Raw genomic sequence first — 251 nt, 5'->3', positions numbered from 1 at the left:
CTAATTGCCCGTGAGGCTTAACCATACAACACCCAAGTAGTTTTACTGCGAAGTGTTTGTAGAAGACTGACAGAATAACTTCACGCACTGTAATGAATTGAATAAGAAAACGCTTTTATATTTATCGCTCTAGCGAGCAACAGCTTTCAAGATTGTAACCTTTTTGTCTAGCGACAATAGCACTGTGGCACCACCTGATCCCATTCCGAACTCAGAAGTGAAACGCAGTAGCGCCGATGGTAGTGTGGGAG

General features: G+C 43.4%; 1 rRNA gene. It reads left to right on the top strand.

The features are described 5' to 3' along the window. Positions 1–166 precede the first annotated feature (166 nt). A 5S ribosomal RNA gene (rrf, locus tag H4J69_RS19830) occupies positions 167–251 on the top strand; the annotation flags it as partial.

The sequence above is a fragment of the Colwellia sp. BRX10-9 genome (assembly GCF_014077405.1).
Taxonomy (GTDB): domain Bacteria; phylum Pseudomonadota; class Gammaproteobacteria; order Enterobacterales; family Alteromonadaceae; genus Colwellia_A.
The sequence above is the reverse complement of the archived record's forward strand: the minus strand, read 5'-3'. Positions and strand labels throughout refer to the sequence as shown.